The organism is Streptomyces sp. NPDC107521 (assembly GCF_055598485.1).
Genome location: NZ_JBVKAT010000014.1, coordinates 1 through 12,278 on the forward strand (window position 1 = coordinate 1; position 12,278 = coordinate 12,278).

Sequence of the window (12,278 nt, forward strand, 5' to 3'; positions counted from 1 at the left end):
GCTGGAACAACTCCCACAACTCGTCCGGCACCAGCCGCTCAACGATCCCCACCATGACTCACAGGCTACCGAGTCACCCAAATGAGATGTGCTCTAAGGGCGCGGGGTCTTCATGCGCGCCATCCAGCGGAGGCGCTGCCCCGTACAACGCCCGGCACCTCGCGCAGTCACGTGCCATCTCGAAACCGCCGGGTCCCGGCCGCCCGCAGCCTCCATGGCCGGTTCCGGACGAGGCCGACCGGGGCACGGCGCCGCTTGACCGGGGCGACATGGGTTCAGCGCGTTCACGCAGTGTGCCGTGACATTCCGGTCCCGACCGGACCGGCACGGCGGGCCCGCCCCCCGCTCCCCGTCCCGTACCTCCCGAAAGAGGGTGGAGAAGGGCCGCCGAAGGCGGGCGGGCGCATTTCATGGCACGGTCCATCCGCCTTCAGTAGTGCGTGAGTACGAAGTTGTATCCCTGGGCGTAGTGCGCACCGCCCGCCGGGCAGGCTCCATCGGTGGAGTAGCCCCAGAAGAACATCGAGAAGCACTTGCTGCAGAAACGCCACTTGCCCTGTCGGGTCGACGACTCCGAAATGTCGTGCGGGAGAGTGAAGTTGAACCCCTGCGCGGAGTGGGAGCCGCCGGCGGCGCACACGCCGTTGCTCGCGTAGCCCCAGAAGAACATCGCGAAACACTTGTTGCAGAAACGCCAGTTGCGCTGCTGGTTGGATGTCTCGGGCAGGTCGTACGGCAAGATGAAGTTGTATCCCTGGGCGTAGTGCGCACCGCCCGTCGGACAGGCTCCATCCGTGGAGTAGCCCCAGAAGAACATCGAGAAGCACTTGCTGCAGAAACGCCAGGCGTCCTGCGTCGACTGAGTACCGGACGCGGTCGCGGAGGCCGGGGCGGCGAAGGCTCCGGTGGCCACGGCGGCGCCGGCGAGGCCGGCCGCCACGCCGAGTGTCTTGGTCAGGAAGGTCCGTCTTCCTTGTTTCGTTCCCTCGGGTAAGGCCATGGAAAACCTCTCCTTCGAGATCATCGGCGACTGAAATGCACCGATGCTCCGACAAGAGTTCCATTCGCTGCCGAGGACGTCAATATGAATGGAAATAGGGAAGTTATCCATCCGTTTCCACCCTTCCTTCGAGGCTTGTGCCCGGCATGGCGGGAGCCGTTTCAGACGACCTGTCCCGCAACCGGTTCCGGGGCCCGACCGTGCCTGTGTTCTGGTCCGCGGCTTCCACTTGGGTTCAGTCGCTTCCGCCACGGCGGCCCGGAGGCGCCTCTGCGGGGCTGTCAGCTTCCCGGTGTGGTGGCGCTCCATCGTGCGAGTCGAGGTGCCACGCCCCGTAAGGCCCTTGCTGACCCTTTCGCCTGCGTGAGAAGGAATCCCACCTGCCCCCTTGCGGATTTCGGCGCGGGTCGGGCCAACATCTTCCACTCCGCTCGCTCAAGGGCCCCGGGTACCGGCCGGGGCGTGCATGGTCCCTGGAAACGCGTCCGAAGCCCGGAACAGACGGGCGGCTGGATCCGCGAGCACTCGCGCGTTCAGCCCGTGGTGCTTCTTCTTCCCGAGCAGTACGGCTGGTCGGCTGGTCGGCGGCGACGCGGTCGATCGGCAGCACGATGCCGTCGAGGACCGCATACGCCTTCTTCCGCACGGTCGTCATGGTCTGTTCCAGCGTGGGCGGTCGACGGCCTCGTGTACGCAGCGGCGGGCCGCGGCATTCCCGATGCGGAAGCCTGCCGCGAGACGGGCGCGGGTGTCGCCGCAGCGCAGGTGTGCCCGGACGGGCCGCATCTGCCGGCCGCAGGTCAGGCGACGCCCCCGGGAGCCGATTTGACGGCGGTGGCCTGCGAGAGGACCGGGGTGGTGCAGGACGCGGCTGGACGGATCGATGCCGGACGAATGGACGAGCACGCGAAAGCTCCCGGCGGACTGGTGACCCTGATCGTGAACCCCGTCCAAAAGGAGCCTTCTTCATGTCCGCCGCCGGGGTCGCCGTCCGACCTCACGCCGGTTGGCATCGGCTCGGTGCTCAACCCGTGCTGGAAAAGCGGTGCAACCCAGTCCTGTTGCGTCCCCGGGTCCTGAACCCCTCACCGCGCTATCCGGCTTGCGCCGGAAATGCCGAGTGCCTCACGCGCTGAGAAAAGCCAGCACCGCCAGGGCGCGGCGATGTCCGTCCGCGTCCACCGGCGGATCGGGCTGATTGAGGATATGACCGATGTGCTTGTTCACCGCGGCTCCGCTGATGAACAGTCGCGCCGCCATGTTCGCGTTGGAGCGTCCTTCGGCCATCGGGCCGAGAACCTCCTCTTCGCGGGCGCTGAGGCGCTCCAGCGGATCGTGACGCAGCCTGACGAGTTGGCGGATCACCTCCGGGTCCACCACGGTCCCGCCGGAGCCACGCGGTCCAGCGCCGTCATGAAGTCGGTGACGGCGCCGACGCGTTCCTTCAGCAGATGGCCCATCGCCGTGTCGTCGCACGAGCCGAGCAGCCGCATGGCGTAGGACCGCTCGACGTACTGGCCGAGCACCGGCACCGGCACCGGCAGCCCGGTGTACGTCTCCCGCAGTGCTACGGCTGCCCGCAGCCCGTCGTCCCCGCTGCCGGGCGGCATCCGTACGTCCGTGACCACCAGGTCCGGCCGCTCGGCGCGGACCGCCCCGACGAGCGCGTCCGCGTCGCCGACGGCGACGAGCGTCTCATGGCCGAACCGCCGCAACAGGCTGACCGGACCCTCGCGCGGCAGGACCGCCTCCTCCGCGACGATCACCCGAAGTGGCACGGGACTTCCCCATGGAGCAGGGTCGGGCCCCCGACCGGGCTGGACACACGCATGCGGCCCGCCGACGCGGTGAGCCGGTCCGCGAGGCCGGTCGGACCACTGCCCGAGTCCGGGTCCGCACCGCCATGTCCGTCGTCCGTCGTCCGTCGTCCGTCGTCCGTCGTCCGTCGTCTCCAGGACCAGCATGTCCGAGTGACAACGGCCGCGCAGTTCGGCGCTCTTGGCTCCGCTGTGCCGCGCGGCGCGCCCCCGCCCAGGACGTCAGGGTGTACGGCGAGGCCAGCAGCAGCACGAACGAACCGAAGGCCGCCCACGGCCAGGTCCCCGGGGCATCGAGCGCCTCGTGGGCGAGGACGGGCAGGAGGAAGCAGAAGGCGAGCACCAGCAGGTCGAGCCACCACGGCGCCGCCGCGGAGATGAACGTGAACGACAGCTCACGCCAGGTGGCCCGTTCGGCCAGGCGGGTCCGCACCCGGACGCGGAAGCCGGCGCCGTCGGGCGCCCGGTGCGGGTTCGGCATCACGTCGAGGTCGACCAGGCGCGTCCGCCGCCGTTCGACCGCGGCCACGGGTATCGAGGACAGCACGACGCCGACGAGCGGGACCGCACCGATCAGGACGATCAGGAGGAACAGCCCGGGACTTGGCGGACGTCGAGTCCGTTGCCGGTAGCGGCCTCCTCCGGACCGGGTGGGGAAGCCTCGACGGGTGAGTCGTCCCAGGCGGCTGCGGGTGATGTCGACGGACGCCTCGTGGGCGGGCATGCGGAGGAGTCCGTGCGGTTCACGCCCTGAACGCCTGGTCGGGGTGCTGGTCGAAGGCGTTCACGATGGTCTGGCAGGCGGTGTTCGCGTGGGTCGGACCGGGCTCGTCCCCGGTCGGCGCGAGTTCCGCGATGACCTTCCGGGCGGTGGTCAGATCCGCGAGCGCGCCTCGGTCTCGGCCCGAGCGGCGGTGAGGTGCTCGATCCGGCCACGTAGTTCCCCGGCTCGGGCGGCGGCCTCGTCGTGCTGGGTCCGGAGCCCGGCGAGGAGTTCGGCGACGTCCACGCGGCCAGTCCGACAGTGTCGCGCCGGGCGGGACTCGGTGTCGTGAGGCGGCGGTCGTGTTCGCGGTGGAGTCGAGGCCCAGTGGACGCGCGGGGCGGAGATGCCGGGCCGGTGGTCGTACTCACCGGTCAGACGCCGGTGCGGCATCCCCGTGCCGCTCGTCTCCTCGACCACCCACCGCTTGGGGTGCGGGACGAACCCTTTGCCCCGGTCAGCGGGGTTGCGGCGGACGACCTCGACGTCGATGTCCGGCAGGGCGCCGTGGGTGATGCCCAGAAACCGCCGTCACCCGGGCCGGCCAGGGCTTCCCTGTCGGTACGGGACAGGGCACCCGTCGCCGAAGCGCGGCACGGCAGACCCTGCTGGGCGGACCGCATCTGATGACAGCCACCGCCATCACCCGCGATCGGACACGCTCCGGCCCGGACGGAGCCGGAATCACCTCGACGTGGTGACTCCCGGCAAGCCCCTACAGGTGTTGAGCGAGCCTGCGGATGCCTTCGGCGATCTGGGGTCCTGTGGCGGCACCGTAGGAGAAGCGGAGGTGCGGCGCGGGCGGCTCGTCGACGAAGAAGTGCCGCCCGTCGCCGACGAGGACCCCGGCCGCGTAGGCCGCGGCGCTGACCTCTGCGCTGTCCAGTCCCTCCGGCAACCGGGCCCAGAGATGGAGTCCACCGGACGGGATCCGTGGGAGGCGCACGTCGGGCAGCGTGCTCCGGATCGCGTCAGCCATCGCGTCGCGCCTGTCGACGAGCGCGGCCCGCAACCGCCTCAGGTGCCGGGGCCAGGCGCTGGAGGAGAGAAGCTCGAGCGCGATCTCCTGCACGAGCGGCGAGACGCAGAGGTCATCGGCGGTGCGTGAGGCTCGCAGCCGCGCGCCGGCGGGTCCGCGCGCGAGGATCGCGCCGAGCCGGAGGCTGGGCGAGACGGGCTTCGAGAGCGTGAGGACCGACACCACGTGCCCGTCGGGATCCTCGGCGAAGAGCGGGTCCGGCGCGGAGCGGTCGAGCCAGAGGTGCCTGGCCCAGTCGTCCTCGACGATGAAGGCACCGTGCGCGGAGGCGAGGGCGAGGACCTGCGCGCGACGCCCCGCGCTCAGCACCGCACCGGTCGGGTTCGCACAGCTCGGCTGGAGATAGACCACACGCGCCTTCGTCCGTTCGAGTTCGTCGGCGAGACGGTCCACGAGGATGCCGTCGTCGTCGGCGGGGACCGCGGAGAGCCGCAGGCCCGCGCTCTGCGCCGCAAGGATCGCGCCCGGGTAGCTGGGGCTCTCGGTGATGACCGCGGCCCCGGGTTCGGCGAGCGTGCGCAGTGCGAAGACCAGCCCCTGCTGCCCGCCCGAGACCACGAGCACATCGCTCGGCTCGGCGCGGTACTCCGCCGCGAGAACCCGTCGCAGTTCGGGCGACCCCGCCGGCGGGGTCATCCCCCACCCCTGGCCGCTCCGCGCCGCCCGTGACCCGATCCGGCGCAGTTCCTCCCCCGGCTGCAGCTCCGGGGAGAGATACCCCCAGGAGAGCGGAAGGTGCTCGGGCGTGCCGTAGCTCCCCAGCCGCGAGGCCCGGTCCGCGTCGACCCTGACCCGCCCGAGCGCCTGGGACTGCCAGGAGAAGTCGGACTCGGGCATCCGCTCCTGCCCGGCCACGAACGTGCCTCGCCCCGGCTCGGCCCGCACGAGCCCCAGCACAGTCAGCGAGGACAGCGCGGACGAGATCGTCGCCGCGCTCGCCCGGTACTCCGCGGCAAGCGCCCTCACGCCCGGAAGCCTGTCCCCCGCGCGCATCCCCGCGATGCGACGCCTCATCAGCTCGGCGATCTCACGCGACCTGTTATCGTTACTCATGAGAATACACAGTAACGTTACTCCACTTCGATCTGCACCGTTACGCACTCTCCTTCCTCTCGCCGCCGCTCGCGCACCTCCGTTCTCGCGCCGCATCCCGCCCGTGAACGAAGACGGAAAGAGAACCCCATGACATCGAACACCCCGACCATCCGCCCCCTCGCCGCAGCGGACGAAGCCCGCTGGCGCGTGCTGTTCCGCCAGTACCGCGAGTTCTACCGACTGCGGGAGTCCGAGGAGGTCGTCTCCCGCGCCTGGGCCTGGCTGACGGATCCCGGGCACGAATGCGACGCCCTCGTCGCGGAGGTCGACGGAGCCGTCGTCGGATTCGCGCACCACCGCCCCATCCCCTCCCCGTACACCGGGACGACGGGCATCTTCCTCGATGACCTGTTCACCGATCCCGCGGTCCGCGGGCGGGGCGTCGGACGGGCGCTCGTCCAACGACTGGGAGAACTCGCCGCCGCTGAAGGGCGGTCCTTCGTCCAATGGGTCACCGCGGAGGACAACCACCAGGCCCAGGCCCTTTACGACACTGTCGCCACGCGCACGCACTGGGTCACGTACGAGAGCGGCGTCTAGGACTTCTCCGGCCGATCATGTGACTGTTCCGCGTCGGGGTCGTTGGCGTGGCCGTGGGGCGGGGTGATCTGACGGATGCCGACCGGCGGGAGCGGCCGCGGCCGCTCCCGCCGGTCGGCAGTCGGCGTTGGAGCCGGCGGCGTGATCACCGTCAGGTGATCGACGGGATTCTGTACCGGGTGCGGACCGGGGTTCACTCACACCGAAGTCCTGCGGCTTCTCGTCGCCCGGTGCGGCATCGACGCCCCCTCCCGGAGGCCGACGTCCGCGCCGTCACCGGACTCGGCCCGAACTGGCCAGGACGTCGCGCCGTGGCCTTCCTCGACCGGTTCGGCCTCCTCGTTCCCCTGGAGCGGACCAGCCCGGGGCAGGCCGCGCTGGAACGGCTTCCGCAGGGTGTGCCCGACGGCCTGCGGGACGAGGCGGACGCCTGGGGCCGCGTGCTCCGCGGGGAAGGCCGCAAGCTCTCCCCCACGAGGAACCGGGTCACCATCCGATGCCATGCGCACTACAAGGTCCCAGCCCTGAAGCAGTGGGGCCGGCAGGTCGGCGGTCTCCGTGAGATCACCCCGACGGACATCGCGGACGTACTCAGCAACCGTTCGGGAGAACAGGCCCGTTCGCTCCACGCAGGCCCGCGATCGTTCTTCCGCGCGTTGAAACACGAGCGCGTGATCTTCCGTGGTCCGGCCCGCGGTGCCTCCCTGGCCTCCGTCGTCAACGCGCCCAGGCGCGTGCCGCCGGACCGGCTCGCGCATCTGCCGGACAAGGCACCGACCGCGGTGGCGAAGGCCCTCGTTGCCTTGGTGACCATCTACGCGAGAGAGCTCGGTGTCCAGCCCCGGAGGCTCCGCATCGACCTGCTGCTCGATGAGACACACGAAACCGCCGACCCCGGGCGCCTGATGCGCGTCTTCGGGATCTCCGGCACGACCGCGCTGGAGTACGCCGGAACAGCCCACCCCCGCCGATTCGGGCCAGGGCCCGCCCAAGCCTGATCGGCAGGCCCGAACCCGCGGTACGGAACGGGCGGCCTCGCGCAATCGGCTGTCGCCCGTTCCTCGGTGCGTGAGGTTCCGCGGTGACTGTGTGCGGTCGTGCCACCAAGACGGTCGGCGGGGGGCGAGACGCCGTAACCGCAGCCTTCCAGGCCCCGGGCAGCCGTTGGGTGAGGCGGCACCTCGCCGGTCCGAGGCCGGGACCCGCGGCCGCTCCCGCCCCTTGATCGACGTCGATGTCATGCAGCGGGCGGACGCGCGACGACTGACGGGTTGAGGCGGGCGAAGCCTTCCTGGCGCTGGTAAGGGAAGTACGGGTAGGGCGCTGTCTTGTCGCTGGCCGCATCGAGTTTCGTCATCTGGTCGGGCGTGAGAGTCCAGCCGAGGGCACCGAGGTTCTGGCGAAGCTGGTTCTCGTCGCGGGCGCCGATGATGACGGAGGAGACGCTCGGTCGCTGCAGCAGCCAGTTGATGGCGATCTGCGGAATGCTCTTGCCGGTCTCTTGCGCGATCTCGTCGAGGGCGTCGACCACGCGGTAGAGGTGTTCGTCCTCGACCGGTGGACCGTAGTCCGCGGTGTGGTGCAGTCGGCTTTGGGCCGGTATCGGCTGGCCGCGGCGGATCTTGCCGGTGAGCCGTCCCCAGCCGAGCGGGCTCCAGACGAGGGCTCCGAGGCCCTGATCGAGCCCGAGGGGCATCAGCTCCCATTCGTAGTCGCGGCCGATGAGGGAGTAGTAGACCTGATGTGCGACATAGCGCGGGTGGCCGTGCTTCTCCGCGCTCGCGAGGGACTTCATCGCCTGCCAGCCGGAGAAGTTGGAGACGCCGAGGTAACGGACCTTCCCCGCTCGTACGAGATCGTCGAGCGTGGACAGGACTTCCTCGATCGGCGTGCCGGCGTCAAAGGCGTGCAGCTGGAACAGGTCGATGTAGTCGGTGCCGAGCCTGCGCAGGGCGTCCTCGCACGCGGCGATCAGGCGCGAACGAGAGGAGCCCGCGTCGCCCGGGCCGTCGCCCATGGGCAGGCTCGTCTTGGTGGACACGATCACCTGGTCCCTGCGGCCCTTGATCGCTTCGCCCAGCACCTCCTCGGAGGCCCCGCCGGAATAGACGTCAGCGGTGTCGAACATCGTGATCCCGGCGTCGAGGCAGATGTCCACGAGACGGCGGGCTTCTCGCGCGTCGGTGTTGCCCCAGGCACCGAACAGCGGCCCTTGGCCGCCGAAAGTGCCGGCGCCGAAGCTCAGTGCGGGGACCTTGAGGCCGGATGCGCCCAGCCGCCTGTATTCCATGACTGTTCCTCTCTTGTCACCTGACCTGGCTAACGGTGCTGAAGTTCCGTTAGTGTGGTCTCACCATAGCAGGTGTGCATGATTAACGAAACTGGAGTCCCGTTATGGGGATTGAGGGTGCGGATCCGGGGACCGTCCGTCCTGGAGGGCGCACGGCGCGGGTGCGGGCGTCGGTGCTGCAGGCGGCTGGGGACGCCTTGGCGGAGCACGGCTTCGCCGGCCTGGACCTCTCCGACATCGCGCGCCGTGCCGAGGTGGGCAAGACCACCGTCTACCGGCGCTGGGGAACGGTGACCATCCTGGTGGCCGACCTGCTGATGGACATGGCCGAGCAATCACTGCCGCGCACCGAGACCGGCTCGCTCCTCGGTGATCTCAAGGCCAACGCCCGGCTCGTGCAGCGCACCTTGGCCGATCCGCGGCAAGGAGCGCTGTTCAAGGCAGTGATCGCCGCCGCCACCTGTGAGGCGAAGACAGCCGAAGCACTGCACCGCTTCTACGACATCCGCGTCGAGGAATGGGCACCCTGTGTCCAGCAGGCCATCGACCGGGGCGAGGTGCCCGAGGGCACCGATGTCCACGAGGTGATCCGTGCTGTTTCCGCCCCCCTCTACTACCGGCTGCTGACCACCGGCGGGGGCCTCGACGAGGCCGCCGCAGATCGGGCCGCCGAGGCCGCCGTGGCCGCGGCGCGTGCGGGAGCGTACCTGCGGGGCGACGAAGGCCATGCGTGACCGGCTTTCCGTATCCGTCGCCGAGCGCGGGCCACCGACCGTGATCTCCGGGGCGCAGCGTTTCCAGGTCCCCCGGCCTCGACGGCGAGTTGGGCGGTGGCGTCGTCGCGGCAGCCGACCACCGGGGCCGGAGCCTGGAGGACAAGGTGGCGGATCGCCGCCGTGCGGCCTCTCCGGGTGGGAAGCCCCGGCGGAAGCGGACCTCAAGGGATGTGAGGTCATGGGCTGCCCGGCTCGGCGGCCGGCAAAGAGCCACCGCGTGTCGAGGGTGGTCGCGGTCGAAATGCTCGGCCGCTGGTCGACGAACGCCCGCGACTCGTCGTCCCCGCACGCGCGGACGCCGACCTCGCGCCGGGCGCCCTCGAGTACGCCCTCGCGTCCCGGGAGGGCGAAACCGGCCAGCAGATCCACCATGCGGACCACGGTTGTCATGACACATCCGCGAGGCACACAACACCCCTGGTGCGGGCAGGAATTGAGGCATCCATGGGCCCTGCCGGGGACTCGTACGACAACGCCCTCGCGGAGAACCTCTGGGCGCTCATCACGACCGGGGCCTCCGCGGCCGCACCTTCGCCATCCGGGCCGAGGCGAACCTCGCGCTCTTCGAGTACATCGACGGGTGCTGTAGCGGTCGGCGGATCCAGAAACGCCTCGGCGACCTCAGCCCCGTCGAGTTCGATGAGAAGCACTACGCCGAGCAGGCGGCGTCCCGACGAGCGAACCTGAAACCCCGCCGACCCGCTCCGACCAGCTGATCAGCCCCTCCCGAGCAACAAGGGGAACCTCAAAGCCGCCGGTCCGGAGTGGCCGGGCCGGTGAACAGGTGGGCGGGCTTTCAGCCCAGCAGCGCGAGCAGCCGGCCCAGCGCCTCCACGACGGGCCTTCCCACATCCCCCACGGTCGCCGCGATCTGCGCGACGGAAGCCAGGATCACGCCGCGCTCGCGCAGGGCGTCCCGGTCGGGAGCGAGTGCGGGCAGCGCGTTCTCCACGGACCGGTCCTGCTCCGCAGTGAGCGACGGGCGAAGGTCGTTGAGGAGACGGACGAGGTCAGCCACGGCGGCTCGGAGTCCGGCGTCATGGGCGGTGCCGTCGCCGTGGACGACGGTGCCGTGGTTGATGCCGACGATTCTTTCGCCGCCGTTGATGTTGACGACGTCCCTGAAGTTGTTCGTGGTGTCGCTCATAGCCGGAACCCCGTGTTTCCCCTGCCGCCGTTCATGTTGACGACGGAACCGAAGTTGTTCGTGGTGTTGTGCTGCTCGAGGAAGGAGGTGAACTCGTGTTCCGGGTGGTCGATCGCGTACACGATCTGCCCGCCTGTCCCGCGCAGTTCTTCCATGGTCGGCAGGGTCAGGACCACCCTGGACCCGCTGTTCATCTCGATGACCAGCATCGGCTTCCTCGACTGGAACAGGACGGCGCAGACCACGGTCAGGACGGTCACGAGCAGGACGGCCAGGGTGCGGCCGTCGGCCCTGCCCGTGGAGGAGAGCCAGAGGGCGAGCAGGGCCGCCAACAGGAGGAAGAAGCTGCCGCCCGTGCCCAAGGAGGGCTTCAGCCTGAACACCTCGACCCAGCTGATGTTGCGTAGCGGTACCGCCGCCGAGTCCACCCACAGGATCTGCCGCTCGACCCGGAGCTCCAGCCGCTTCCCCCTGCGGGGAGGACTCGGCATCGGCGGTATCTGAGCAGGCACCGACGGTGGCTGAGACGGAGGCCCGAGTGGCGTCCCGGAAGGGGGTATGCCGCTGCTGCCCGTGTGATCCATGATCCCCCCGTGCTGTCGTCACAGCCCCCGCGCAGTGGGTGCCGCAGGAACATCATTAAGCCTGTGTGGCGTCGCGGGACGGCAGACGAGAAACGGCCAACTTTGCCTTCGCGCAGCCGCTCGCGATGCCTACCGCTCCGGCCTCCGTCCGTGGTGCATCACGGCCGGCCCTGACCGGAGCCGGGCCACTGATGCCACTGCTCGTGCTCCTGACAGCTCCGGTCGACCGAACCGGCCGGGTCGGCGGCCAGCCCTCAATGGCGCGGCCGCTGGACACACCGGCGCGGTGCGGACCTCGGGGGTTTGTCTCCGGCTCGCCCTCTGTGGTGTGGGTCCGGAGCTTCCTGCCGCCGGCCGCGTCGAAGGCGTACGGCTCGCCGTTCCACATCCCGAGGCAGACGACCCCGTCGGCGAGGACGGGCGAGTGGGCGGCCACCGCCGACTGGGGATTCCCGGAACGTTCCGACGTCTCAACTTGCCTTGTCCACCGTGCTTCTGATGTCTCGTTCGGTGTCGAGACGGCTACGCCGGGGCAGGCCGTCCCTGGAAGGGAGCCGGCCATGTCGTTCAGCTACTACGTGTACGTCAGCGACAGCAAGGTCGACATGCTGTTGCCGCAGATCGACCCCGGGTCCGGGGCGAAGCGTACGACGGAACTGGGGATCGGCCTGTCGGTGCTGTCGGCGAAGCGCACGACCGAGAGGCCGTCCGGCGACCGGTTCAGCCGACTGGAGACCGTCGTCGAGTATCTGCGTGATCACGGCGATCTCGGCTCGGTGGACGAGCCCGGCCAGTTCTTCTGGGGGGCGCTGCCCATGCGCTGGGGAGCGTTCCCCGGTGATCCCACCTCCTCGCTCGTCTTCTTCGGCGGGCGGAGCGACGACACCGTCGTCGGGCTGGGCGGCTCGTACCGGCATGTGGTCGACTCCGTACCGGACGCCCTGGCGCACGGGGTGGGACGCTCGATGATGTCGTCGATGCTCGACGGGCTGGGAGCCACCTCGGACCTGGAGGACGAGTACGTCGCCGACGCGGTGGACGGCGACCTCGACCGGGCCGACCACGCCGCGCTCGCCCGGGTGCGGCACGCCGTGGTGAGCCTGCGGTGGCCGGCGCAGAACGTCGAGTTCGTGGCCAAGCGTCTGCTGCACGGCGGCGATCCGGCCGGCCCGGCCGGATCGGTGCTGCTCGGGACGCCGGTCTACGTCGCCGTCGTCGGTTGACGGC

General features: G+C 70.1%; 12 protein-coding genes and 2 pseudogenes. 5 read left to right on the forward strand and 9 right to left on the reverse strand.

Annotated elements, in window-relative coordinates; translation table 11 throughout:
* Positions 1-430: 430 nt before the first annotated feature.
* From ACZ7LB_RS20810 to ACZ7LB_RS20830, 5 genes and pseudogenes are all read right to left on the reverse strand, one after another.
* Positions 431-1,111 carry a hypothetical protein gene (locus ACZ7LB_RS20810; protein ID WP_471470129.1) on the reverse strand — a complete coding sequence of 227 codons (681 nt, stop codon included), beginning with the start codon at positions 1,109-1,111 and terminating at the stop codon, positions 431-433.
* Between the two features lie 1,014 nt (positions 1,112-2,125).
* Positions 2,126-2,778 (reverse strand): annotated as a pseudogene (locus ACZ7LB_RS20815) (LuxR C-terminal-related transcriptional regulator).
* Positions 2,696-3,541 carry a sensor domain-containing protein gene (locus ACZ7LB_RS20820; protein WP_471470131.1) on the reverse strand — a complete coding sequence of 282 codons (846 nt, stop codon included), beginning with the start codon at positions 3,539-3,541 and terminating at the stop codon, positions 2,696-2,698. Before ACZ7LB_RS20820 ends, ACZ7LB_RS20815 begins: the two are co-directional and overlap by 83 nt.
* A gap of 150 nt (positions 3,542-3,691) precedes the next feature.
* Positions 3,692-3,826: a hypothetical protein gene (locus ACZ7LB_RS20825; protein WP_471470133.1), complete on the reverse strand. Its 135-nt coding sequence runs from the start codon at positions 3,824-3,826 to the stop codon at positions 3,692-3,694.
* Positions 3,827-4,295: 469 nt separating this feature from the next.
* Complete coding sequence (locus ACZ7LB_RS20830) at positions 4,296-5,672, reverse strand: aminotransferase-like domain-containing protein (protein ID WP_471470135.1); 1,377 nt, start codon at positions 5,670-5,672, stop codon at positions 4,296-4,298.
* A gap of 129 nt (positions 5,673-5,801) precedes the next feature.
* Here ACZ7LB_RS20830 and ACZ7LB_RS20835 point away from each other — a divergent pair, with 129 nt between their 5' ends.
* From ACZ7LB_RS20835 to ACZ7LB_RS20845, 3 genes and pseudogenes are all read left to right on the forward strand, one after another.
* Positions 5,802-6,254, forward strand: coding sequence for a GNAT family N-acetyltransferase (locus ACZ7LB_RS20835; RefSeq protein ID WP_471470137.1), 453 nt, complete (start codon positions 5,802-5,804; stop codon positions 6,252-6,254).
* Positions 6,255-6,307: 53 nt separating this feature from the next.
* Positions 6,308-6,448 (forward strand): annotated as a pseudogene (locus tag ACZ7LB_RS20840) (IS5/IS1182 family transposase); the annotation flags it as partial.
* A 117-nt stretch (positions 6,449-6,565) separates the two neighbouring features.
* Positions 6,566-7,252: a hypothetical protein gene (locus tag ACZ7LB_RS20845; RefSeq protein WP_471470408.1), complete on the forward strand. Its 687-nt coding sequence runs from the start codon at positions 6,566-6,568 to the stop codon at positions 7,250-7,252.
* A 239-nt stretch (positions 7,253-7,491) separates the two neighbouring features.
* Here ACZ7LB_RS20845 and ACZ7LB_RS20850 read toward each other — a convergent pair whose 3' ends face one another.
* On the reverse strand, positions 7,492-8,544 hold the full coding sequence (locus ACZ7LB_RS20850) for an aldo/keto reductase (RefSeq protein ID WP_471470139.1): 1,053 nt from the start codon (positions 8,542-8,544) through the stop codon (positions 7,492-7,494).
* 104 nt (positions 8,545-8,648) lie between these two features.
* Here ACZ7LB_RS20850 and ACZ7LB_RS20855 point away from each other — a divergent pair, with 104 nt between their 5' ends.
* Complete coding sequence (locus ACZ7LB_RS20855) at positions 8,649-9,278, forward strand: TetR-like C-terminal domain-containing protein (RefSeq protein ID WP_471470141.1); 630 nt, start codon at positions 8,649-8,651, stop codon at positions 9,276-9,278.
* Positions 9,279-9,706: 428 nt separating this feature from the next.
* Here ACZ7LB_RS20855 and ACZ7LB_RS20860 read toward each other — a convergent pair whose 3' ends face one another.
* From ACZ7LB_RS20860 to ACZ7LB_RS20870, 3 genes are all read right to left on the reverse strand, one after another.
* Entirely contained in the window at positions 9,707-9,970 is a 264-nt protein-coding gene (locus ACZ7LB_RS20860) for a hypothetical protein (RefSeq protein ID WP_471470143.1), read from the reverse strand.
* Positions 9,971-10,116: 146 nt separating this feature from the next.
* Positions 10,117-10,467, reverse strand: coding sequence for a hypothetical protein (locus tag ACZ7LB_RS20865; RefSeq protein ID WP_471470145.1), 351 nt, complete (start codon positions 10,465-10,467; stop codon positions 10,117-10,119).
* Positions 10,464-10,958 carry a DUF6232 family protein gene (locus ACZ7LB_RS20870; RefSeq protein ID WP_471470147.1) on the reverse strand — a complete coding sequence of 165 codons (495 nt, stop codon included), beginning with the start codon at positions 10,956-10,958 and terminating at the stop codon, positions 10,464-10,466. The genes ACZ7LB_RS20865 and ACZ7LB_RS20870 overlap by 4 nt, the downstream gene beginning before the upstream one ends.
* Before the next feature lie 653 nt (positions 10,959-11,611).
* On the opposite strand from ACZ7LB_RS20870, the gene ACZ7LB_RS20875 reads away from it, so the two are divergent.
* Complete coding sequence (locus tag ACZ7LB_RS20875; protein WP_471470149.1) at positions 11,612-12,274, forward strand: DUF7019 family protein; 663 nt, start codon at positions 11,612-11,614, stop codon at positions 12,272-12,274.
* Positions 12,275-12,278: the final 4 nt, after the last annotated feature.

Coding starts and splice junctions, on each gene's coding strand:
- ACZ7LB_RS20865 (WP_471470145.1), bottom strand. CDS start 10,467: ATGAGCGACACCACGAACAACTTCAGGGACGTCGTCAACATCAACGGC.
- ACZ7LB_RS20835 (WP_471470137.1), top strand. CDS start 5,802: ATGACATCGAACACCCCGACCATCCGCCCCCTCGCCGCAGCGGACGAA.
- ACZ7LB_RS20810 (WP_471470129.1), bottom strand. CDS start 1,111: ATGGATAACTTCCCTATTTCCATTCATATTGACGTCCTCGGCAGCGAA.
- ACZ7LB_RS20855 (WP_471470141.1), top strand. CDS start 8,649: ATGGGGATTGAGGGTGCGGATCCGGGGACCGTCCGTCCTGGAGGGCGC.
- ACZ7LB_RS20820 (WP_471470131.1), bottom strand. CDS start 3,541: ATGCCCGCCCACGAGGCGTCCGTCGACATCACCCGCAGCCGCCTGGGA.
- ACZ7LB_RS20830 (WP_471470135.1), bottom strand. CDS start 5,672: ATGAGTAACGATAACAGGTCGCGTGAGATCGCCGAGCTGATGAGGCGT.
- ACZ7LB_RS20875 (WP_471470149.1), top strand. CDS start 11,612: ATGTCGTTCAGCTACTACGTGTACGTCAGCGACAGCAAGGTCGACATG.
- ACZ7LB_RS20870 (WP_471470147.1), bottom strand. CDS start 10,958: ATGCCGAGTCCTCCCCGCAGGGGGAAGCGGCTGGAGCTCCGGGTCGAG.
- ACZ7LB_RS20850 (WP_471470139.1), bottom strand. CDS start 8,544: ATGGAATACAGGCGGCTGGGCGCATCCGGCCTCAAGGTCCCCGCACTG.